General features: G+C 37.6%; 16 protein-coding genes. 12 read left to right on the top strand and 4 right to left on the bottom strand.

Going from position 1 to position 24,413, the window contains the following annotated elements; all coding sequences use genetic code 11:
* The first annotated feature begins 653 nt into the window (after positions 1 to 653).
* The 12 genes from H1R81_RS06265 to H1R81_RS06320 all read left to right on the top strand — a co-directional run bounded on the left by H1R81_RS06265 (position 654) and on the right by H1R81_RS06320 (position 18,179).
* Positions 654 to 2,588: a sialate O-acetylesterase gene (locus H1R81_RS06265; protein WP_181839803.1), complete on the top strand. Its 1,935-nt coding sequence runs from the start codon at positions 654 to 656 to the stop codon at positions 2,586 to 2,588.
* Positions 2,589 to 2,634: 46 nt separating this feature from the next.
* Positions 2,635 to 3,837: a mannonate dehydratase gene (gene uxuA / locus H1R81_RS06270; RefSeq protein WP_229251056.1), complete on the top strand. Its 1,203-nt coding sequence runs from the start codon at positions 2,635 to 2,637 to the stop codon at positions 3,835 to 3,837.
* 30 nt (positions 3,838 to 3,867) lie between these two features.
* On the top strand, positions 3,868 to 5,424 hold the full coding sequence (locus H1R81_RS06275; RefSeq protein WP_181839804.1) for a serine hydrolase: 1,557 nt from the start codon (positions 3,868 to 3,870) through the stop codon (positions 5,422 to 5,424).
* A gap of 171 nt (positions 5,425 to 5,595) precedes the next feature.
* Complete coding sequence (locus H1R81_RS06280; RefSeq protein ID WP_181839805.1) at positions 5,596 to 7,131, top strand: PD40 domain-containing protein; 1,536 nt, start codon at positions 5,596 to 5,598, stop codon at positions 7,129 to 7,131.
* A gap of 23 nt (positions 7,132 to 7,154) precedes the next feature.
* Positions 7,155 to 9,263, top strand: coding sequence for an alpha-glucuronidase family glycosyl hydrolase (locus tag H1R81_RS06285; protein ID WP_181839806.1), 2,109 nt, complete (start codon positions 7,155 to 7,157; stop codon positions 9,261 to 9,263).
* A complete protein-coding gene (locus tag H1R81_RS06290) occupies positions 9,260 to 10,063 on the top strand; it encodes an SDR family NAD(P)-dependent oxidoreductase (RefSeq protein ID WP_181839807.1) in 804 nt (267 codons plus the stop codon). The genes H1R81_RS06285 and H1R81_RS06290 overlap by 4 nt, the downstream gene beginning before the upstream one ends.
* A 102-nt stretch (positions 10,064 to 10,165) precedes the next feature.
* The gene (locus H1R81_RS06295; RefSeq protein ID WP_181839808.1) at positions 10,166 to 11,215 is read left to right on the top strand and encodes a glycoside hydrolase family 43 protein; all 1,050 of its coding nucleotides are present in this window, start codon (positions 10,166 to 10,168) and stop codon (positions 11,213 to 11,215) included.
* 26 nt (positions 11,216 to 11,241) lie between these two features.
* Positions 11,242 to 12,306 carry an endo-1,4-beta-xylanase gene (locus H1R81_RS06300; RefSeq protein WP_181839809.1) on the top strand — a complete coding sequence of 355 codons (1,065 nt, stop codon included), beginning with the start codon at positions 11,242 to 11,244 and terminating at the stop codon, positions 12,304 to 12,306.
* 110 nt (positions 12,307 to 12,416) lie between these two features.
* Positions 12,417 to 12,854 carry a DUF6526 family protein gene (locus H1R81_RS06305; protein WP_181839810.1) on the top strand — a complete coding sequence of 146 codons (438 nt, stop codon included), beginning with the start codon at positions 12,417 to 12,419 and terminating at the stop codon, positions 12,852 to 12,854.
* A 143-nt stretch (positions 12,855 to 12,997) separates the two neighbouring features.
* A complete protein-coding gene (locus H1R81_RS06310; protein ID WP_181839811.1) occupies positions 12,998 to 16,204 on the top strand; it encodes a DUF1553 domain-containing protein in 3,207 nt (1,068 codons plus the stop codon).
* A gap of 1 nt (position 16,205) precedes the next feature.
* Positions 16,206 to 17,720 (top strand): DUF1501 domain-containing protein, encoded by a 1,515-nt coding sequence (locus H1R81_RS06315; RefSeq protein WP_181839812.1) that lies wholly within the window; start codon positions 16,206 to 16,208, stop codon positions 17,718 to 17,720.
* A 27-nt stretch (positions 17,721 to 17,747) separates the two neighbouring features.
* On the top strand, positions 17,748 to 18,179 hold the full coding sequence (locus H1R81_RS06320; protein WP_181839813.1) for a hypothetical protein: 432 nt from the start codon (positions 17,748 to 17,750) through the stop codon (positions 18,177 to 18,179).
* 51 nt (positions 18,180 to 18,230) lie between these two features.
* Here H1R81_RS06320 and H1R81_RS06325 read toward each other — a convergent pair whose 3' ends face one another.
* The 4 genes from H1R81_RS06325 to H1R81_RS06340 form a co-directional block, all read right to left on the bottom strand.
* The gene (locus H1R81_RS06325; protein ID WP_181839814.1) at positions 18,231 to 21,365 is read right to left on the bottom strand and encodes an efflux RND transporter permease subunit; all 3,135 of its coding nucleotides are present in this window, start codon (positions 21,363 to 21,365) and stop codon (positions 18,231 to 18,233) included.
* A gap of 8 nt (positions 21,366 to 21,373) precedes the next feature.
* Positions 21,374 to 22,435 carry an efflux RND transporter periplasmic adaptor subunit gene (locus H1R81_RS06330; protein ID WP_181839815.1) on the bottom strand — a complete coding sequence of 354 codons (1,062 nt, stop codon included), beginning with the start codon at positions 22,433 to 22,435 and terminating at the stop codon, positions 21,374 to 21,376.
* A 52-nt stretch (positions 22,436 to 22,487) separates the two neighbouring features.
* Positions 22,488 to 23,837 (bottom strand): TolC family protein, encoded by a 1,350-nt coding sequence (locus H1R81_RS06335; RefSeq protein WP_181839816.1) that lies wholly within the window; start codon positions 23,835 to 23,837, stop codon positions 22,488 to 22,490.
* Positions 23,838 to 23,912: 75 nt separating this feature from the next.
* The gene (locus tag H1R81_RS06340; RefSeq protein ID WP_181839817.1) at positions 23,913 to 24,380 is read right to left on the bottom strand and encodes a GbsR/MarR family transcriptional regulator; all 468 of its coding nucleotides are present in this window, start codon (positions 24,378 to 24,380) and stop codon (positions 23,913 to 23,915) included.
* Between the last annotated feature and the right edge of the window lie 33 nt (positions 24,381 to 24,413).

The raw sequence follows: 24,413 nt of genomic DNA on the forward strand, positions 1-24,413 counted from the left end.
TTCAGGGTTGAATCAACTCTTTAACTGGCTATTCAGTATTTGTGCTTAACTGGAACTAATATTATAAAAATTTATGAATTTTACAAGTTTTGTAAAACTATCGCAATCGTTTCCGAAAACGAAACCGATAGATTTTATCGCTAATTTGTTGAAAATAGACAGTAAAATCTTTGTTTAATGCAAAAAATAAAGTAATATTCAATTCAAGTTGTATAAAAGATAGTTGATAAATAAATATATAGAGTAATAACAATATCTGTTATAATTGTATTTTTTGTGGAAGCACTTTGTCAATTGAATTTTTTGCAAACTCTATTATTCGCACCTGTGAATTCAGGAACTATGATGAAACAATACCTATAAAACAAAAAAGTCAGTTGTGCTGCAACACAACTGACTAACAATTTATCTTAATGGACAATTGTTGTCTTGCTCTGAAAACCAAGTCAAACAAAACATCCAAAAATATAAAAAATGAGTGATTTTAAGAAATGATAAATGCAAATAAAAAGATATTAAATAACAATAATTAAAGTAACTACTACTACTTACCCTATTCTTAAAATCATACATTTTGTTTTATTTTAAATGTCGGGTGGTTGTATTTGCCACCCTCATTTTTTTTAAATTGCATGATAAATATTTAATTGGCTATGAAATTTGCTGCGAGATTTATTTTTTTAGGTTTAGTACTCATTACTCATCAATCTTTTGGGGAAATAAAATTGCCTCGATTAATCAGTAATGGTATGGTATTACAACAAAATACCCATATAAAGGTATGGGGTTGGGCAAAAAAAGGAGAAGCTATTACACTTCAATTTAATAATCAGGTATATAACACTACGGCAAATACTAATGGAAAATGGTTGATTCTGCTCCCCACACCTAAAGCCGGAGGACCGTATGAGATGGATATATCTGGTGAAAATTATCTTAAAATAAAGGATATTCTTATTGGCGAAGTATGGGTGTGCTCAGGTCAGTCGAATATGGTTTTGCCTATGGAACGTGTAAAGGAGAAGTATGCGGATATAATAGCTAAAACTAATAACCCCTTGATTCGCCATTTTTTTATTCCGACTCTATATAATTTCTATAAGCCGCTTGATGATTTACCCGCAGGCAAATGGGAGGCCGCTACTCCTGAAAACATCTTAAGATTTACTGCAACCGGTTATTTTTTCGCCAAAGACCTTTTTGAAAAATACCATGTTCCCATTGGTTTGATTAATGCAAGTGTAGGCGGAACTCCTGTCGAATCCTGGATAAGTGAGGAAGGACTAAAGCCATTTCCAAAGTATATGAGTATTGTGGAGCAAATGAAAGATAGTTCTTATATAGGTCAGGTTCGAAAAAAGGAAGCGGCAACTTCCAGCCAGTGGTACGCAAAACTCCGAAAAAATGATTTGGGTATGAATGGACCTAAGAAGTGGTTTGAGATTGACTATGATGCCTCAGTCTGGAAAACCATGATCATACCTGATTTCTGGGAAAATGCAGGGCTTAAAAGTACAAATGGAGTAGTATGGTTCAGAAAAGAAATAGAAGTGCCGGAATCGATGACAGGAAAAACCGCGAAATTGTTTTTAGGAAGAATAGTAGATAGTGATTCGGTGTATGTGAATGGTAAATTTGTAGGAACAATAGGTTATCAGTATCCGCCAAGAAGATATGAAATTCCTAAAGATTTATTAAAGCCTGGCAAAAATATCATGGTAGTGCGTATAATAAATGTCTCTGGAAGCGGTGGATTTATAAAAGATAAGCCTTATGAAATCAAAGTAGGAGATGAAACAATAGATTTAAAAGGAACCTGGCAATACAAATTAGGCGCAGCCTCTGAACCACTTCCAGCTCCGACATTCTTTCAATATAAACCGTTAGGGCTTTATAATAGTATGATTTCTCCTCTGATTAATTACACAATTAAGGGGGTAATCTGGTATCAGGGAGAAGCAAATGTTCCTTATCCGGGCGATTATCATCCGCTTTTTTCTACTATGATACAAGATTGGCGTCAGAAATGGAATCAGGGCAATTTCCCGTTTCTTTACGTTCAATTAGCCAATTTTCTGAAATCTAAACCCCAGCCTTCTGAAAGCCTTTGGGCTGAATTAAGGGAGGCACAATTACAAACACTTGATGTGCCTGCTACAGGCATGGCAGTTATCACTGATATTGGGGAATGGAATGACATTCACCCACTGAATAAAGAAGACGTAGGCAAAAGATTAGCTTTAGCAGCCGAAAAAGTAGCTTATCAGGATAAAAATGTCGTGTTTTCAGGCCCAACTTATCAATCTATGAAAATCAAAAAGAATAGAATTATTCTTAGCTTTTCTAATATCGGAAGCGGACTGATGGCAAAAGGTGGAAGCGAGTTGAAGCATTTTGCCATTGCCGGAGCTGATAAGAAGTTCGTGTGGGCCAAAGCTGAAATAACGGATAATAAAGTTGAAGTCTGGAATGATACAGTTCCTAATCCGGTAGTAGTAAGATATGCATGGGCCGATAATCCGGATTCGGCTAATTTATATAACCAAGAAGGGCTACCAGCATCACCTTTCAGAACTGATAGCAAATAATCAAATATTTATTAACCTAATTTTATATAATACAAAAAGAGTAGTTATGATTCATACAATGCGATGGTTCGGACCTAACGACCCTGTTTCATTAATGGATATTCGTCAGGCTGGTTGCACGGGTATTGTAACAGCCTTACATCAGATTCCGGTTGGTGAAGTATGGTCAGTTGAAGCCATAGAAGAAAGGAAAAAACTGGTTGAAGCCGGTAATGATATATTTATACCCTTGCATTGGTTAGTAGTCGAGAGTTTACCAGTACATGAAGCCATTAAAAAAGGCTTGCCGGAAAGGAACCGGTTAATTGAGAACTACAAAACTTCTTTACGGAACTTAGCGCAATGTGGTATTAAAACGGTTTGCTATAATTTTATGCCTGTATTAGACTGGTCAAGAACGAATTTGAATTATGACATGAAAGATGGAGGGAAGGCACTCAGATTTGTATGGGAAGACTTTGCCATTTTTGATTTGTATATTCTCAAACGCCCAAATGCTTCTAAGGATTATACAAATGAAGTACAGATAAAGGCATTGAATAAAATGAATCAGATGTCGGAAGCAGAAATTGCTTCATTAACTAATACTGTCTTATTAGGACTACCCGGATCAGAGGAAGCTTTTGATTTGAATACTTTTCAGGATTTATTAAATAATTATAAGAATATAGGTGATAAAGAACTGAGAGAAAATCTTTATTACTTTATTCAACAGGTAGCTCCGGTTGCACAGGAAGTTGGCATTAATCTTTGTGTTCATCCTGATGATCCCCCTAAACCATTATTAGGTTTACCTCGGGTAGTAAGTACTGAAAATGATTTAAAGCAATTAATGGCGGCCTGCGATATAAGAAACAATGGGATTACTTTTTGTACAGGATCTTTAGGAATAAGAGGCGATAATGACTTGTCAGGTATGATTGAAAGATTTGGAGACCGTATTCACTTCCTTCATTTAAGAACTACAAAAAGAGAGGAAAATCCACTTAATTTCCATGAAGCGGCCCATCTGACTGGTGATGTGGATATGTTTGAAGTAATAAAAGCCATAGTTTCCGAAGCGCGTAAAAGAAAAGCAGAAGGAAGAACCGATTGGAATATTCCGATGCGCCCTGATCATGGGCATCAGATTTTAGATGATTTGCACAAAAAGACCTATCCAGGTTATTCAGCAATCGGTCGTTTAAAAGGACTCGCAGAATTAAGAGGACTTGAAATGGCCATTGAAAAAGCAGAAATATTGGAATAATTCATTCAAATTTTCAATCAAAAATAACCTATGACCTCCTCAAGAAGAACTTTCATCAAACAAGTGGGAGCAGTTTCACTACTGGCTGCTTTGCCTCAGGATTTTGCTCAGGCTTCTGATTTAAAGTATGCCTTAACCCGTAAAACACCTGAGTCTCAGGGTGTTTCCTCAACTGGTATCAGGAATTTTCTTGTAGCAATTAAAGAATCAGGTTTAGAATGGCATAGCTTTATGTTGGTTCGTCATGGAAATGTGGTCGCGGAGGGGTGGTGGAAGCCTTTTGATGCCCATTATAAACATACATTGTATTCGTTATCAAAAAGTTTTACAAGTACTGCCATTGGTTTTTTAGTTGATGAAGGAAAAATTACTGTTGACGACAAAGTTATTTCCTTTTTTCCAGAAGACCTCCCTGTTTCGGTAAGTGATAATCTGAAAGCGATGAAAATTAAACATCTGCTAACTATGAACACAGGGCATGATGTAGACACCATGCCTAAATTACGTGAAATGATTAATCAATCGTGGGTTAAAACATTTTTAGAACAACCGGTATTACACGAACCAAGTACTCATTTTTTATATAATACCGGTGCCACTTATATGTTAGGTGCCATTGTTCATAAAGTAACCGGACAGAATTTAGAGAAATATTTGGCTCCAAGGCTTTTCGAACCATTAGGCATAGAGGGCTATGATTGGGAGACCTCACCACAAGGATTAAATACTGCAGGTTTCGGGTTACGTGTAAAAACAGAAGACATTGCGAAATTTGGGCAGTTCTATTTACAAAAAGGCAAATGGAATGGGAAGCAATTATTGCCTGAATCATGGATTGAAGAAGCTACTAAAAAACAAACAAGCTCTAATAAAGGAGATAGTGACTGGTCGCAGGGTTATGGCTATCAATTCTGGAGATGTAAACCGGGCTTTTACAGAGGAGATGGTGCTTTCGGGCAGTTTTGTATGGTTATGCCCGAACAAGATGCTGTTTTGGTTATGACTTCCGAAAGCTGGGATTTACAAAAAACGATGAATGTAGCCTATCAGACTTTGCTTCCTGCCATGAGTAATACTGCTTTGGCAGAAAACGCAGATGAATTAGACTCACTCAAAAATGATATTAAAATCCTGTCATTAGCCACGCCTAAAGGGGCATCAACTTCATCTTTGGCTAATCAATACATGAATAAAGTTTTTCAGGCAGAAACTAATTCGTATGGTATCAAAGACCTGAGTTTTTATTTTGATAAAGACTATTGCCTATTAAAATTGACTTCAAGCAAAGGGGTAGATAAAATCAAATTTGGCTGGCAAAACTGGCTTGTTAATGATTCTCCGGCCAGAAACTTATTTCAAGTCCCGAACCGGACACATATGCCCTCTAAAATAGCCGGAACAGCTGTATGGATAAATGACAATACTTTGCAACTCAATGAAAAGTTTGTAGAAGCGATTCATGGTGATAAACTCAGTTGTGTATTTGATGGAAACAAAGTAACGATTGCCTTCATCAATAGCGTTTCAGAAAATACAAAGAATAGTCCAGAAAAGAGAGACAATCTGGTGGGAGTAATAAGAATTTAGTGATTTAGCGAATTAGTGATTGAGTGATTAAAATTTGGTTACTGATTTTTATAATTAAAGTCAGTTTTACTTAGCATAGAAGCATTAATTCTGCTATTCTCCTTCTTCAATCACTCAATCACTAATTCGCTCATTCACTCAATAAATTAATTCAACCTATTATAAAAAACTATGAAAATCTTTTTACTACTCTTTTCCATTCTGATAGTCAGGATTGGGTTCTCACAGGAGACACCAGTTGGAATATTTCAGAATAGTACTGACATTGGTAAACCTAAGAATGCCGGTTCTACAGTTTTTGATGAGGCCACGCAAACTTATACTATGAAAGGTTCGGGCTATAATATCTGGTTTAATAGAGACGAATTTCAATTTGCCTATAAAAAGCTAACCGGAGATTTTATCCTTACCGGTAATTTTCAACTGATAGGTAAAGGTACTGACGGTCATAGGAAAATTGGCTGGATGGTGAGAGAGAATCTAAACGAGGATGCCGCTCATGTATCAGCAGCCGTGCATGGTGATGGGATGATAGCCCTGCAATGGCGGAAATTAAGAGGGGCTTTTATGCGCGACCCCGAGGATGAACTCATATCTCAGAAGAAGGCGAATCAGATAATGCAGTTAGAAAGAGTAGGGAAGAAGTTCATCATGCGCATTGCTAACCCTGGTGAGCCTTTGCAGGTTTTAGGGATGTACGAGGCTAACGAAATACCTGATGCAGTTTATGTAGGGATCTTTATTTGTGCGCATAATGCTGATTTATATGAACAGGCTAATATCTGCAACGTAAGAATTGACCGACCAGTGCCTGAAAATTACTCAACCTCCAAAGAAGGATGGTTAGGTTGTCGTTTGGAAGTGATGAATGTATTTGATGGCAAAAGAAAAGTGATTCATACGGCTAAAGGCAGATTTGAAGCTCCTAACTGGATGCCCGATGGCAAAAAATTACTATTCAATGAAAACGGTTCTTTATACAAAATTCCGATAGAAGGCGGAACGCCAGAGTTACTAAATACTGATGCAATCAAACGGAATAATAACGATCATGTGATTTCATTTGATGGTAAAATGTTAGGGATTAGCTCTCACAGAGATGGGCTACCCGGTGGAGGCTCTACTGTTTATATCTTGCCACTGGAGGGTGGAACGCCGAGATTATTAACAGAAAAAACACCTTCCTACTTGCATGGCTGGAATCCTAATGGTAAGGAAGTGGTCTATGTTGGTCAACGGGAAACCAAAGCATTCAATATCTATAAGATGGCCGTTACCGGAGGTCCTGAAATAGCTTTGACCAATAATCCTACAGGAGTATCAGATGGGCCTGAGTTTTCGCCCGATGGCAAATACATCTATTATAATTCAAATGTTACGGGTACGATGCAAATATGGCGCATGAAACCTGATGGTTCAGAAAAAGAGCAATTAACCTTTGATGAGTATAATAACTGGTTTCCGCATATCTCGCCTGACGGGAAATGGATGGTTATTATTTCCTTCCCCTCTGAAATGAACTCAGATTTACATCCTTCATTCAAAAGAGTCATGCTTCGTTTAATGCCTGTGAATGGAGGTGCTCCTAAAGTAATTGCCTATATGTATGGAGGACAGGGGACTATCAATGTCCCGTCGTGGTCGCCAGACAGTAAGCGAATTGCTTTTGTGAGTAATTCTGAAAGAGCAGAAGCTATAGCCAAATGATTAAGAAATTAAATTAAAGACTTATGTTGAAAAAGCTCGTAATATTACTAACATTCATAATGTTTAATGCAGCAGCAGATGATGGTTCTCGTTTGTGGCTTAAATATGATTTATTGAAAGATGCCAGACAAAGAGATGGCTATGCTTCATTAATAAAATATATTTCAATAAATAGCGATTCTCCCATTATAGCAACGGCAGCTAATGAATTGCAGATGGGTTTTGAAGGGCTATTAGGTAAAAAAGTGAGTATCTCAAAAAATGCATCTGGTAAAACAGGAGGAGTAGTTTTAGAGATTAGTGCAGATGGTGCGAATGTGCAAAGTTTAATGGATGATGGCTTTGCCATAACCGCGCAGAAAGGTAATATTTTGATAAGTGCAAAAACACCTTCTGGCGTATTATATGGTGCATTTGAATTGTTAAGAAATATACAGACCGGAAAGAGTCTGAGCAATCTTGCTTTTACAAGTAATCCGAAAGTGAAAATCCGGATGCTTAACCATTGGGACAATGCCAATGGAACAGTAGAAAGAGGGTATGCAGGTTCGTCTATGTGGAAATGGACGGAACTGCCATTCAGAATAGACCCAAGATATATACAATATGCAAGAGCAAATGCCTCAATTGGTATCAATGCCGCATCTATAAACAATGTTAATGCCAGTTCAAGATTTCTGACAGCTGAATACCTGGAAAAAATCGGAGCTGTAGCCGATGTCCTCCGACCTTATGGAATCAGGGTATTTATTTCAGTCAATTTCAGGTCTCCCCGAACTTTAGGCGGTCTGGATACTTCTGACCCACTTGACTCGAATGTGCGGAAATGGTGGAATGATAAAACGAAAGAGATTCATAAGTATGTTCCTGATTTTGGTGGCTTTCTGGTCAAAGCCAATTCGGAAGGTGAACCTGGTCCACAGGATTATGGCAGAACGCATGCAGATGGTGCAAATATGCTGTCCGAGGCCATGCGTCCATATAAAGGGGTTGTAATCTGGCGGGCATTTGTTTATAAGGCAGATCCGAATGGAGACCGCTTCAAAGAAGCCTATGACCAGTTTAAGCCATTAGATGGGACTTTCGACCCAAAGGTAATTGTACAGGTAAAAAATGGTCCCATTGATTTCATGCCTCGCGAGCCATTTCACCCCATGTTCGGGGCATTCCCTAAAACAACCTTGGGCATGGAATTTCAGATTACACAAGAGTATCTTGGGCAGTCGACACACCTGACCTATTTAGCACCTATGTTTAAAGAGTGTCTTGACAGTGATACCTATGCAAAGGGTAAAGGCTCAACTGTAGCTAAGGTGATTGATGGAAGTCTGGAATCTCACCAGAACTCGCTCATGGCAGGTGTGGCCAATACTGGTTCTGATGCAAACTGGACAGGACATCCTTTTAACCAGGCCAATTGGTATGCCTTTGGTAGATTAGCCTGGGACTACACCTTGTCGTCTGAACAAATTGCTATAGAATGGATAGCTATGACAATGACAAAAAATAAAATTGCACAAGACAAAATAAGAACAATGATGATGCAGTCCTTACCAATTTATGTGAGCTATACGTATCCGTTAGGAACGGCTCATATGATGGGAGAGGGGCACCATTATGGCCCTGAGCCCTGGCTGGCAAAAAGCGGAAGACCAGACTGGACATCTGTTTATTATCATAGAGCAGATTCAGTAGGCCTTGGATTTGATAGAACAGGTAAAGTGAGCAATGCCTTGAGTTTATATAAACCAGAAGTGCAAAGACAATGGGGGAATGCTGATGAATGTTCTTTAGATTATCTGCTCTGGTTTCACCATGTGCCGTGGACAAAGAAATTAAGTACGGGTCGGACTCTATGGGAAGAACTATGTGTCAGGTATTATGATGGAGTAGAGCAGGTAAAAAAAATGCAGGTAGCATGGGAAAGCATGAAATCTGAGATTGATAAAGAAACATTTGAAAATGTAGAGGGACGTTTGAAAATACAGAAAAAAGAGGCTTTGTGGTGGCGGGATGCCTGTGTTCTGTATTTTAATACTTATTCAAAAATGCTCATCCCGAGCCCATTAGTACCACCTACACGGACATTAGATGAAGTGAAAAAATTAGTAGAAATATACCATTTAAGATGATTGCAGAACAAAAACTGAACGGCTTGCAGACCGATCCTCAAATCAAAAATGTGTTTTCTTTAGAAGGTAAATTAGCTCTTATAACAGGAGGAGGAAGCGGTATCGGATTCGATATTGCGCGATGTATGATTATGGCTGGTGCAAAAGTAATCATCACAGGTCGCCGTGAACACGCATTGAAAGAATCCATTGAATTATTAGGTAAATCTGCACAATATGTAGTGAATGATGTGACAGAATTAAGTTCTCTTGAAGACTTGGTTGAATATATAGAAAGTCATATAGGCCCAATTGATATTCTGGTAAATAATGCAGGAATTAACATGAAAAAACCTGCACTGGAGGTCTCAGATGAGGATTTTCAGAGAATTGTACATACCAACCTCAATGCAGTATTTGCTTTGACCCGTTCGTGTGCCCGACGAATGATTCAGCGTCAGAGTGGTTGTATTTTAATGATTTCATCAATGGCAGCTTATTATGGAATCGACCGTGTAGTAGCTTATGCAGCCTCAAAGTCTGGTGTTGAAGGAATGGTAAAAGTTCTTGCTTCTGAATTTTCAAAATTTAATGTTCGGGTCAATGCAATCGCTCCCGGGTTCATTGAAACGGCTATGATGCAAACCGCTATGAGTAGTGATCCTGACCGTATGAATAAGGCATTAAACCGAACCCCAATGGGAAAATTCGGAAAACCGGATGATATTGGATGGGCGGCAGTATTTTTAGCCTCTGAAGCCGCCAGATATATTACCGGTGCATCGCTACCTGTAGACGGGGGCAACTCAGTCGGGTTTTAGTATTAATAAAATAGAATCGAAAATCAAATACTGATTACTTTAGTAAATAATCACGAGGGTTCTCATTTACTCAATAATTGTATCATTATAACCTATAAAAAAATGAATTGCTTTACTCAAAAAAAGCTTCTTATAATTACTTTAGCTGTATTCGGAGCAACAGCAAACCATGCCCAAACAAAAAAACAACCAGTTTCAGAACCGTTAGTAAGTCATATTTATACAGCAGACCCGTCGGCACATGTATTCAATGGTAAAATATATATCTATCCCTCGCATGATATCGAATCAGGTGTAAAGCAGGATGATAATGGAAGTCATTTCGATATGAAGGATTATCACGTATTTTCTATGGATAGCCCAACCGGAAAAATCACGGATCATGGAGTGGCTTTAGATATAAAGGATATTCCATGGGCTGGCAGACAATTGTGGGCACCTGATGCCGCCTATAAAAATGGGACATACTATCTGTACTTTCCTGTTAAAGACAAGCAGGATATTTTCAGGATTGGAGTAGCCACCAGTAAAAAACCTGAAGGACCTTTTAAAGCAGAAAAAACACCGATTGAAGGTAGTTTCAGTATAGATCCATGTATCTTTAAAGATACTGACGGTAGTTACTATATGTACTACGGAGGTATCTGGGGTGGACAGCTACAAAAATGGGCTACTGGTTCTTATGATGCTAATGGCAAATTAAGAACGAAAGAAAAAGACGCATTCTTACCCAAAATAGCTAAGATGAATAATAATATGTTAAGTTTTGCCGAAACACCTAAAGACGTAAAGATTATTGATGAGAATGGCAAACTTTTTCTGGAAGGCAATAATGACAAGCGTTTTTTTGAGGCAGCCTGGGTACATAAGTACAATGGGAAGTATTATTTCTCTTATTCTACAGGAGATACACACGAGATTGCTTACGCTATCGGCGATAATCCTTACGGACCATTTATGTATAAAGGAGTCGTATTGAATCCGGTGCAAGGTTGGACTAACCATCATTCTATTGTAGAGTTTAAAGGCAAGTGGTATTTATTCTATCACGATGTGCAACTATCAGGTCAAACTCATTTAAGAAATATCAAGGTAACAGAATTACATTACAATGCAGATGGTACCATTATAACTGTGAATGCCTATAAGTAACTTGTCTTTATTTAAAACATTGTTTTATGAAAAAATTATACTCTATTATTTTGCTTCTAATACTTTCAACTTTTTTCTTGCAAGCGCAAGAAAAGGGTCTGAAAGACTATTATAAAGATTACTTTCTGATAGGTGTCGCGGTCAACCCAAGAATGATGGATGCTGGTTCGGAGTCAGCACTGATTTTACAGCATTTTAATAGCATGACTCCAGAAAACGTAATGAAAATGGGGCCAATCCATCCGGAAGAAAATCGTTACAATTGGGGACCAGCTGATAAAATTGTAGAGTTTGCGCAGAAAAATGGCTTGAAAATGCGCGGACATACGCTTTGTTGGCATAATCAGACGCCAAACTGGTTTTTTACAAAAGGGGACCGTCCAGTTAGTAAAGAAGAATTATTGGATCGTTTGAAACAGCATATTATGGATGTAGTGGGACGATATAAAGGTAAGCTCTATGCGTGGGATGTAGTGAACGAGGCCGTTCCTGATAATAGCGATGAAATATATAGAAAGACAAAGTTTTATGACATTATAGGAGAAGAGTATATTGAAAAAGCTTTTGAATATGCTCATGCTGCGGATCCGAATGCTTTATTATTTTATAATGATTATAATACTGAAAATGCCTCTAAACGAGAACGAATTTATCAATTGGTAAAAAAACTAAAAGACAAAGGTGTGCCTATTCATGGTGTAGGTTTACAAGGGCACTGGTCGGTTTATGAACCAACGGCACAAGAATTAGATGAATCAATCAGTAAATTTGCTTCGTTAGGATTGCAGGTACAAATTACAGAATTGGATGTTTCGGTTTATGCAAAAGAGCATCAAAGAAGGGAGAAAAAACCGACCGATATTACTGCCTTTCCGCCTGAGGTTCAGCAAAAACAAACGGAGCATTACAAAATGCTATTTGAGGTTTTTCGTAAACACAAAGAGCATTTAACTGGAGTTACCTTCTGGAATTTATCTGATAAATCAACCTGGTTGGACACTTTCCCTTTTCCGGGCAGAAAAGACTATCCTTTATTATTTGATACTGAATTTAAACCAAAGCCAGCTTATTTTGAGGTAATTAAATTCTAATAGTATTTTACTCAATTAAAAGAGTATTTATTCAATTCGTATTTGAGTAAATACTCTTTTTTTTACCTTTGATGCAGAACTTTAGAAATATTTAATTTAACAGGCTACATATGGAGGATCAGAATTACAAAAATCATGTAAGATATTATACCCCACATCACTTTATATTTTATCCGGTTGGAGGTCTGGTATTGGGTTTGTGTATTTATTTCAGTGTACAATACAAAGAACAACAACTTTTATGGATAGTTTTAAGCGTAAACGTTTTTCTTTTAATGTGGCTTTCATTTATGCTTCGTCAGCATTATGCCTTAATGAATCAAGACAGAACTGTAAGATTAGAAATGAGATTCCGTTACTATGTCTTAACACATCGGCGACTTGAATTGATAGAAAATCAACTTTCTCTTCAACAATTGCTTGCATTAAGATTTGCTTCTGATGAAGAACTTCCTGATTTAATTCAGTTAGCTATTGATAAAAAACTTTCGCCGAATGAACTTAAAAAATTAGTAAAGAAATGGCAGCCGGACTATATGAGGGTCTAATCAAAAAAGGGCAGTGTTTGATTGTATCAATGGATTGTAGTTTGCAGATAAAATTTTTTCTGATGCTCCAAGCCTTTCTGCATTTTAGGTAGAAATTTTATCTGCTAAACTTTATATTTGTGTAGAAGAACACTCTAATTATTATGAGGTTATCCCACATTTCTTGGATATTAATTCTATCAGCTAATCTGTTGTTATTTTCATGCAAGCCTGATTTGCCTGATGAGGTCTCTTTGGCTTATGATGAACTGCCAGACAAACTGGACTATAATCTTCATGTAAAACCAATTCTTTCTGATAAATGCTTTGTCTGTCACGGGCCTGACAAAGCTAAGCAAAAAGCCGGATTAAGGCTTGACTTTGCTGAATTTGCCTATGCTAACCTTGCTGAAAATCCTGATAAAGTAGCTATTGACCCAGGTAGCCTGAAAAATAGTGAGGTCTTTTATAGAATCTTATCAACTGATAAAGATTATATGATGCCCACACCAGATTCTCACCTGAAATTGAATGCTAAAGAAAAGGCTATACTTGTAAAATGGATAAAGGACGGTGCGAAATATCAGAAGCACTGGGCATTTTTAAAACCTGAGAAAAAGGATTTACCAGATGTTGATAATAAAGAATGGCTGAAGAATCCAATCGATAATTTTATTCTGGCAAAACTTGAAGAAGAAAAATTGAAACCTTCAAAAGAAGCAGATAAAGAAATATTATTACGAAGGGTATCTCTGGATCTTACAGGTCTTCCGGCAACCATTCGGGAAATTGACGCTTTTCTGAAAGACAATAGCCCCGATGCCTACGAAAAACAGATAGACAGATTATTGGCTTCTCCACACTATGGTGAAAAAATGGCTGTTGACTGGTTAGACCTGGCCCGATTTGCTGATTCCCATGGTTATACAGTCGATAGGCTGAGAGATATGTCGCCCTATCGCGATTGGGTGATAAATGCTTTTAACAGAAATATGTCTTACGAGCAGTTCATACACCAGCAATTAGCAGGAGACTTAATGCCTAAACCAACCAGAGATATGATTATTGCCACGGCGTTTAATCGCAACCATCAACAGAATCTGGAGGGAGGTATTATAGAAGAAGAGTTTCAGACTGAATATGTAGTTGACCGTACCAATACTTTTGGAGATGCTTTTTTAGGGCTTTCGGTTGGTTGTGCCAAATGTCACGACCACAAGTATGATCCGATTTCTCAGAAAAATTATTACGAACTTTTCAGTTTTTTCAATAATGTAAAAGAAGCCGGACAAATTTCATGGGATGGTGCTCTCCCTACACCAACCTTATTATTGCCAACTAAAGAGCAGGAAAAAGTAATTAATTTTATCAATAATCAGATAAAAAAACAAGAGAGCGAGGTTGATAAGGCCAAAGGATCTGTAAATAATGATTTTGAAAACTGGATTAAAACTGGAACCCATCTAAACCTCACTAAAGAAAAAATCCCTCAAGCAGGTTTATTGGCTCAATATACTTTTGATGATGGTACGTTGAAAAATGTGCTCAATCGAAAGCAAGCCGGAACTATGAAGCGGGAGTCAGGGGCAGATGGTGACAAGGCGGTTTTCGAGAAAAGAGATAAAGGCAAGGCAATGGTTATGGATGGTGATAATTATCTTGATTTGAATGGGGTAGGCGTATTCAGAAAATCAGAGCCATTTACTATTGGTCTTTGGATTTATATTCCTAAAGATTTAAAGGAGGGGGTGATTATTCACAAAAGTCAAGCAGAGCGTCTTTATAATTTCAGAGGTTTTCATTTATATCTGAAAAATGATAGACTTGAAATTAACATGGCACATACAGCTCCTTCAAATGCCATTACACGTATTTCCAAAGAGCCTGTTCCCCGCGAAAGCTGGATACAGTTAACCATAACCTATGATGGTTCTTCTAAAGCCAATGGCTTCCGTTTGTATCAGAATGGCCGTGAATTATTGATGGAAACTACAATGGATCAACTAACCAAGGATATTCTTTTAAGGGCTTCTGTTCAACCTGGTTTACAAATAGGTGCCTGGTGGCGAGGCTTTGGTTTTACACATGGGAAAGTAGATGATATTGTGGTTTATGACAGAGTACTAACTTCTTTCGAATTAAAAATATTGGCAAATAAAACCAAATGGGATAATGTCCTGGATTTGTCTAATAGAACCGAGTTAAAAGAGTATTATTTGTCGGCTATTGCTCCTGATGTATTTAAAGCCAGAAATGATTTGAAACAGCTTAGGATAGCATTGGCTGATTCGATGGAAAAGATAAAAGAAATAATGGTAATGCAGGAAATGCCTAAACGAAAAAAAGCTTATATTTTGAAACGAGGTAATTATGATGCTTTAGGCGAAGAGGTCTTTCCTGGTACACCTGAATTTATTTTGAAATTTCCTGATAATTTACCCAAAAACCGTTATGGGCTCGCGCAATGGCTTACTCATGAAGATAATCCACTTACGGCAAGGGTAGCTGTCAATCGATTATGGCAGAATTTCTTTGGAGTTGGTTTAGTAAAAACAACCGAAGATTTTGGTAATCAGGGCGAATTACCAAGCCATCCGCAATTATTAGACTGGTTGGCGGTTGATTTCAGAGAGTCAGGATGGGATATAAAAAAACTCAATAAGATGATTGTGATGTCGGCAACTTATCGGCAGGATTCAAAATCTACGAAGGAGCAAAGAGAAAAAGACCCGGAAAACCGCTTATTAGCGCATGGCCCGGTTTTTAGAATGACAGCAGAAATGATACGGGATAATGCTTTAGTAGCAAGTGGGTTAATCACCACTCAAATAGGTGGGCCAAGTATCAAGCCTTATCAACCGGAAGGGTTATGGCAAATTAATAGTGACAACTATAAGCAAGATTCAGGAGAAGCGGTTTATAGAAGAAGCTTGTATATTGTTGCCAAAAGATCAGTTCCTAACCCGACTTTATCAACTTTCGATGCTACCTCCCGTAGCTTTTGCGTTGTACGCCGACAAAAAACCAATACCCCTTTGCAAGCTCTGGTAACATTAAACGACCCGACATTTATGGAAGCTGCGAAGGTGATAGGTGAGCAAATGTGTCGGACAAGTAATAAACAAGAGGCAATAATACAAGCTTATAGAAAACTGACTGGAAGAAAACCATCAACCAAAGAGGTAAATTTATTGTTACAATTACAACAGAAAGAGCAAATTAAGTTTAAAAATATACCAGAAAAAGCAAAGGGTTGGCTAAACGCAGGGCAGTACACAGTTTCTCTGGATTTAGATCAATCATTAGTAGCTGCCAATACAGTAGTAGCCAGTACTATATTAAATTCTGATGCAACATTAACCAAGCGATAGAATGACAGACCACCATAACGAAGAGTTCAGATTAAACACACCTGAGTTTAGTCAACTCAATAAGCAATTAGACAGACGTACTTTTCTGACTAAAACTTCATTGGGTTTGGGTACTTTAGCTATGGGTTCATTGTTAGGTTCTAAGGCAATCTTTGGTCAAAGTGGTAAACCTTTGATTGAAAATACTCAGAATTTTGAGGAAGAAATTTTTAAAGCATTACCACACTTTGCACCCAAGGCCAAGCGTGTAATTTATCTCTTTATGAGTGGTGGCCCTTCTCAGTTTGAGACCTTTGATTATAAACCTAAATTGGTTGAACTCGCTGGTTTAAACCTCCCTGATTCTGTTCGGAAAGGTCAAAGACTAACAGGAATGAGCGGCAGTCAAAGTGTTTTGCCAATGGTACCTTCTATATTCAAGTTCAATCAATATGGTAAAAGCTGTACATGGGTAAGCGATTTATTGCCACATACAGCCAGCATTGTTGATGAGCTCTGTGTCATTAAATCTATTTATTCAGAAGCGATCAACCATGATCCGGCAATCACTTTTTTTCAAACTGGAAATCAGTTGCCTGGTCGACCTTCTATCGGTTCATGGGTAAGCTATGGCTTGGGTTCTGATAATAATAACCTGCCAACTTTCATAGTTCTGGTATCTAAGAATGCCCCAAGAGACCAACCTTTATATGCCCGTTTGTGGGGCAACGGATTTTTGCCATCCAAGCATCAGGGGGTACAATTCCGCTCAGGAAAAGACCCTGTTTTGTTTCTCAACAATCCCGAGGGGTATGATGGAAAGGACAGAAAGGAAATGCTGGATTACCTCGCAAAGCTGAATCAATTACAAAATGAAGCCTACGGCGACCCGGAGGTGGATAACCGGATTGCCCAATATGAAATGGCTTACCGAATGCAGACTTCTGTGCCTGAGGTAATGGATATTTCAAATGAGACGGATGAGGTTTTTGATTTATATGGGCCGGATAGCAGAGATACAGGTACTTATGCAGCTAATTGCCTTTTAGCTCGTAAACTCGTAGAAAAAGATGTGAAATTTGTTCAATTGTATCATCAGGGATGGGATCAGCATGGAGGTTTACCCAAAAGTATTGCCAATCAATGCAAGCAGGTAGATCAGGCAACGGCGGCATTAATACTGGATTTGAAGAGAAGAGGTCTTTTAGAAGAGACTTTAGTCATATGGGGAGGTGAGTTTGGTCGCACAGTTTATTCACAAGGTAAATTAACAAAAGATGATTATGGAAGAGACCACCATCCGAGATGTTTTACGATGTGGATGGCAGGAGCAGGGGTGAAAGCAGGATTTAATTATGGAGAGACAGATGATTTTAGCTATAATATTATTAAAGACCCGGTTCATGTGCATGATTTTCAGGCTACTTTAATGCATTTAATGGGTGTTGACCACGAAAAATTAAACTTTAAATTTCAGGGGAGAAGATTCCGGTTGACTGATGTTCATGGAAAAGTGGTAAGGGATATTTTAGCCTGATCAAGATTCGATTACAAAAAATATATTATGAAAAAAATCGTACTGATTGCTATTCTCGTGTTATCATTCGTAAAGCTATATGCCCAAACCAAAGATCCTGAAATGCTAAAAGGTAATTTCATGGATGATTATAAAATTGCTTATACTATCAATGATACGCTTTGGATGCAAAAACCAAATGCCACGTATCATATAATCAAATGGAATGAAAAAGAGCAATACTTCATCGCCAGAAATGATAAAAACAATCCGGCAGATGGTGAGCTTTATACACGAATAGATTATATGACTTTTGAGAACATGCAGCCATTCTTATGGGGTTTCTGTTTGAGTGCTTATAATGCGAAAACAGAGGCCGAGGCAGAAGCGGTAAAAATTGCTGATAGAGCTAACCCAAGAAAAGGTTGTAATGGGTTCCCATTTTCGAGGATGAAGAGGGTGGAAGAGGAGAAAAAATAAAAGCGTGTGAAAATCACACGCTTTATTCATTCAACTATTATTTGACATCATTTAAACCGTTTCAACCTCAATTCTGGCTTTGGCTTTTTTCTTGCCGCCTATATTGAACAACTTGTTTACTTTTACTCTCCATCCTTCAATTACCATATATACGGCAGGAACAAGAATTAAGGTTAATATCATTGAACTTGTCAGACCACCGATAATTACCCAGGCCATACCGTTTTTAGTTTCAGCACCCGCGCCCGAAGCCAAAGCAATAGGCAACATACCAAATATCATGGCAAGTGTAGTCATTAGAATTGGACGTAAACGTTCTTTACCCGCTTCAACTAAAGCCTCTTTTACAGATAGACCCTCGCTTTTTAGGTGATTGGTAAAGTCTACAATCAAGATTGCATTCTTACACACCAGACCTAAGAGCATAATTAAACCCAGAATAGCAAAGATCGTGAACGAGTTCATCGTTAAAGCCAGAGCTAAGATGGCTCCAATCATGGCTACAGGTATCGAGAAAAGTACCACAAATGGATAAACCACACTTTCGTAAAGGGCAATCATAATAAGATATACTAATAAGATACCGATACCCATTGCCAAACCTAAACTTCCGAAGGCATCTCCCTGATTTTTGGCATCACCTAAGTAGTCGATAATCACACCCTCAGGTAATTTTGTTTTTGCCAGTTCTTTTTTAATGTCGTCAGTAATGGTGCCTGATGGACGTCCTACAGCCGCAGAGTTAATCTTGATTGAACTCAAACGGTCGGTTCTTTCCAAAATCGACTGACCTACCATTTCACTAATACTCGCAAAGTCAGTCAGTTTTACAATCGCACCACGGTTATTTCTGATAGTCAGGTTTCTTACGTTTTCAATATTCTGTTTATCCGACTTATCAAATATGATATTGATACCGTATTCCTCACCTTTATCTTTATACTTCGTATTATTATTCCCCTGAAACGCCAACTGCACGGCAGAACCTACATCCGGAATACCAACACCCAATTTCGACATTTTGTCTCTATCCAGATTAATGGCTATTTCAGTTTTAGGGTTCTTCGTACTATATTTCACGTAGTCTGTACCCGGAGTTTTAATCACTATCTGCTTCACAATGGCAGCTGCTTTCACCACGTCTTCCATTACCGTACCTTTCACTGCAATCGTAATCGGAGCTTGCGCATTACCGGTTGCAGAAATCGGTTGGATATTCACACTCAAACCAGGGATTCTTGAAATCGTATCGCGCATGATCTGGCCAAACTCATCTGTCGAAATTTTACGATCATGCTTATCAACTAAAGTAACTGTAATCTCAGCAAGGTTACTATTTGATGAATTACCGATAACTGAAGCTTGAGTACCCACATTTGAAAAGACATTCGTTACTTCCGGTCTTTCCATTAGCATCTTTTCAACCTTTGCAACAGCCTGATTGGTTTGAACCAACGGTGTTTCAGGAGCTAAGTCTAACTGGATTGATAACTCGCCACGGTCGGCATTACCAATGAATGAAGCCCCTACAAAACCTTTAGAAAGCAAAGTAAAAGTAGCTACAAACAATAGAATGATACCGATAAACACATAACGTTTATGACCTAAAGACCATTTCAGAACGCTGATATAAGTATCTCTGATTCTATCTATAATACTCTCAAAACCTAAATTTAGTTTCCCCCAAAGCGTGTTTTTCTTCAAAATCTCTAACTTACCCCATCTTGACGCTAACAGCGGTGTTAAGGTAAATGATACGAACAAACTCATCAGAGTAGAGAATACAATTACCAATGAGAATTCTTTCAGGATATTACCAATCAAACCACCGGCTAAGGCTAAAGGTAAGAATACCACAACGTCCACAAGGGTAATCGCCATCGCCGTAAAACCAATCTCATCTCTACCTGCTAAAGCCGCTTCACGTTTGTTTTTACCCATCTCCAGGTGTCGGTAAATATTCTCCAATACTACAATACTATCATCGACCAGAATACCTACAACCAGTGATAAAGCCATCAAAGTCATCAGGTTTAGAGAGAAACCAAATACCCACATCAAAATAAAGGTTGGTATCATAGCCGATGGAATCGCCACTAATACAAACAACGAACTTCTGATGCTATGTAAGAAAAGTACCATGACAATACCTACAATAAATATAGCCAGATATAAGTCATGCATTACAGCATCTGCAGAGGCCAATGTATAGATTGATTGGTCAGAAGCAATTTCATAATTGAAATCTTTTGACGGATAACTTGCTTTGATTTTAGTTAAAGCCGCTTTCGCACCTGCACTTACTTTTACCGCATTGGCATCCGTTTGTTTCATAATCTGGATACCAATCGCTGGTTTACCGTTAATACGGTTCAACGTACTTGCCTCTGTTTGTGAGTCAGTTACAGTAGCAACATCTTTCAACAAGATGCGGCTTCCATTGGCATTCTCACGGATAATCAGATTTCTGATGTCTTCAACCTTTTTTAATTTGGCATCTAAACGCAAAGAGAAACGCGATTGGTCAGTTTTAATACTACCTGCCGGATATGACACCCCACTACTTGCAATGATTTGATTTACCATCGCTGACGAAATATTATAAGTCTGTAACTTATCATTATCCAGATACACTTCAATCTCACGCTCGTTACCACCAATAATATTCACCTGCGCAACGCCTGCTACGTTAGTTAACAAAGGTTTTACCTGCAAATCAATAAAGTCGTATAATTCTGTCTGAGGTATTTTTGAGGTAGCACTCAATTTGATAATCGGCATATCATCAAGACTCAATCTTGATACAACCGGGTCGTTAATATCTTCTGGAAGTCTTGATTTAATCTGATTTACTTTACGCTCAGCATCCTGTTGTGCATTGATTACATTAAAACCCGATTTTAACGTTACGGTGATCAAAGAAAGACCTTCCTGCGATGAAGAAGAAATCATATCAACGCCTTCGATAGACGATACTGCTTCTTCCAATGGTTTGGTTACACTGCTTTCTACTTCATCAGAGGCCGCTCCTCTATAAGTAGTCTGCACCATAATCACATTCGTTTCAAATTTCGGTAATAAGTTATAGTTCAATGTTTTATAACTGATAAAACCGAAGAGTATAAGAGTAACGAAAATTACTGTAATCAGTAATGGTCGTTTGATTGATAATTCTGTTATTGACATGGCTCTGATTATTTATTAGGTGCGATTTGAATATTACTACCATCTACAATATTGATGATACCTTCAGTAATGATTTGTTCTCCTTCGTTCAAACCACTCAGAACCTCTACGTTTTCGCCTACTTCACGACCTAATACAATTTTACGTTGTACTGCTTTGCCTCCTTCTGCTACAAATACGTAAGGATTTTTCATGCCATCGCCTAAAGCCTTTTTAGGAATCTGTAAAGCATTGGCATTTTTGTTCAGGTTAAATTCAACTTTCACATAGGTACCTGCTTTCAATGCTGCATTACCATTAGCTAATAAAATATCTACTTTATAATTATGGTTGTCGTCACCTTGTGGGCTGATATAAATGATGCGTCCGCTGAAAGTTTTAGTCGGATATACATCTGCTGTAATGCTTGCTGATTGGCCCAATTTCAATTCATATACATCTTTTTCATTTACAAACACCACTGTTTTTAGCTGATTCACATCTACAATAGAAGCAATAGGCGTTCCGATATTCGCATATTCCCCGGCAGTTAATTTTTTGTCAGTTATCACACCGCTGATAGGTGAAATAATTTTGCCATCAGCGATTTGTTGTTTCAATTGTTCTGCCTGAATCTTATTATTTTCATAATTGAATTTGGCATCAGTAACTGCAGTCTCATTAATCGCATTTCCGGCTAACAATTCTTTATTACGCTCGTAATCTGTTTTTGCTTTGTTAATAGTTAACTCAGTCGATTGCAGACTGATTTGTTTTACTTTCGTATCAACAGTACCAATCACCTGGCCTTTGGCTACTCTTGTTCCTAATTCAATGTTCAATGTTTCAATTCTTCCTTGGGTACTTGCTGTTACAACGGCCTTTTCTTTAGGCTCTAAAACCGCAGGTAAGTTCAGGTTACCGCTAATTGGAAGCAAGGCCACTTTCGTTGTAGATACATAAATGGCTACCTGACTACGGTCAACTACTTTTTTACTCTCGTCAATTTTCTTTTTATTGGCTACCAGTTTGAAAGATATGGCACCAATTACGCCGATAATAATAGCTATTGTGATGATTCTTGTTTTCATTTTTTTGTATATTAAAAAGCTTTGTAGCCCATGATTTAAATGATGTAATTACTTATTTTAATTGATTGACATAAGTTGACAGATTCCCTTGCGATTTCTCTAAGTCAACTCTTGCTGTTAAAAAATTTAATAATGATGAAATGTAATTGCTTTGTGCTTCTTTATATGAGTAATCTGAATTAAGAAAATCGGTCAACGAAGCAGTACCTTTCTGATACTGTAAACTGGTATTTTTCAATATATCAGCCGCCAGATCAAGGTTTTGTTTGTTATCGTTCATGCTTGTAAATGAGCGGAACAAAGCTGTATTGGCATTCTGGTATTGCAATTCGTAGTTTCGCTCGCTCAACTTTAGGTTTTCCTGCGCATTCAATAACGTTAACTTGCTTTGCGATAACTGGCTTTTCTTTCTATTACCATCAAAAATCGGTATGTTCAGTTTCAAACCTATAGAAGAGTAATCAAACCAATTGCCAAATGATTTCCCGAATTCGTTACCAAACGTTTGAGCTCCGTACCTGGCGTAACCTGCCAGAGTAGGGTAGAAGGCAAATTTTCTACGTTCTACATCTAATTGTTGTAAAGCAATATTATTTGATTGAATCTTGAAATCAAGAAGATTTTTAGTGTCAAGCTGATTGCCAACAGGCATACTCACTTGCATTGAATAATCTAATGAATCATTGATAGCAATGTTATGTGTTAACTCCATGCCCATGGCATATTTCAACTTATTCAAAGCCAATTCTCTATTAGTTTTTAGAAGCGACAGTTGAGACTTGATATTGTTCTGGCTTACTTTCATACGGTCGTAGTCTATCTTTTTAGCTACACCCTTTTCGTATTGCAATTGTAAGATTCTCAGCAACTCGTCATATTTTTTTTCGTTCTCTACCAATAGCTTTTCTTGCTCATTATAAGTAAGTATCTGGTAATAAGCTGTAATTGTGTTGTAAACAATGTTTTCATTGTTTTGCAATAACTTCAAATCAGCAATTAGTGTATTTACTTTATTCGCTTCTTTCGCTACTGTAATACTTCTGTCGAATAGAACCTGGTCTACCTGAGCTGTTAAGTTGGTATTATATTGATTACCAAACTGAATCCTGATTTCTTCCTTGCTGAAAGCCCCTGCCGGAATTACCGATACCTGACGTTTCAGGTTGTCATCAAAAGTTCCTGTTCCATTTACTTGGGGTAAATAACCCGCTAAAGCTTCGGTCTTTTTCTCTTTTGCAATCAATACCTCATTTTTATAGATTGTACTGCTCGGATTGTTCTTTAAACTATAAGCAATACTCTCTTTTAAGCTAAATAAGATAGGTTTCGATTCTTGTGCTTGTGTGATAACCGATACCATCATCAGGAGTATTGCTATCGGTAATGCTTTTACTTTTTTCATTATTTTGTACTATATTGAGATTTAATTTAATTTTTTTAGTTCTGAATTAAAAGAACCAATTAATGCAAAAAAAAATTACTTTTTAGATAGTTCCCATTTCTTAAAAAGAACCGGAATTTCTCTGTTCATAAATTCCATAAAGTTGATAAACTCTTCAAGCCCTTGATTAAAGTCTTTGGTTGAATGAGGTCTCTGTTCAAGCACTTCACGCATAGTTTTATGCACTTTGTCAAATTCAAGGAACTTAGTCTTCATATTTTCTTTCCAGTCTGATAAATTACTTTTAAAATAACGTTTTCTATCTCCTGGCTTCGTAATGTATTCGATTCTTTCCATTGAAAGTAATAAATTCAAGGCATTGCTGGTAGCACTTTTACTTAAATTCAATAGCTCACGGATTTCATCGAAGGTCAATTCCAATTTATCTGATACTAACAATAAAGCTGCTATTCTCGCTGAAGCCGGTTGTAAACCATTTTCGAAAATCAAACCGAGTTTTTCGATCAGGGCTAATTGTTTATCGTTTAATTTTATACTGTCCATTGTTGTCATTTAATAACGATGCAAATGTAAATA

Source organism: Emticicia sp. BO119 (assembly GCF_013912375.1).
In the GTDB taxonomy this organism is placed as follows: Bacteria; Bacteroidota; Bacteroidia; order Cytophagales; family Spirosomataceae; genus Emticicia.